Source organism: Curtobacterium sp. VKM Ac-1395 (genome assembly GCF_015350975.1).
In the GTDB taxonomy this organism is placed as follows: Bacteria; Actinomycetota; Actinomycetes; order Actinomycetales; family Microbacteriaceae; genus Curtobacterium.
The window spans coordinates 1-401 of sequence record NZ_JADKRX010000018.1; the positions used below are offsets into that span (position 1 = coordinate 1).

General features: G+C 66.3%; 1 protein-coding gene. It reads left to right on the forward strand.

From position 1 onward, the window contains the following. A partial coding sequence (locus ITJ68_RS18845; RefSeq protein WP_194663681.1) for a zinc-binding dehydrogenase occupies positions 1–401 on the forward strand: 401 nt, incomplete at both ends.

Consider the following 401-nt stretch of genomic DNA (forward strand, 5'->3'; position numbering starts at 1 on the left):
GCCGTCGGCGCCGACCTCACCATCAACATCGCCAACGAGGACGCCGTCCAGATCATCAAGGACCTCACCGACGGCTACGGCGCCGACGTCTACATCGAAGCCACCGGCCACCCCTCCGCCGTCCCCCAGGGCCTGAACCTGCTCCGCAAACTCGGCACCTTCGTCGAGTACTCCGTCTTCAAGGACAACGTCTCCGTCGACTGGTCCATCATCTCCGACGACAAGGAACTCGACATCCGCGGCGCCCACCTCGGCCCCCACACCTGGCCCGCCGCCATCAAGCTCCTCGAGACCCAGACCCTCCCCATGGACCGGATCTGCACCCACCAGTTCCCCCTCGAAGCCTTCCAAGAAGCCCTCGACCTCGTCGGCGACTCCGCCGGCGCCTCCGTCAAGGTCTC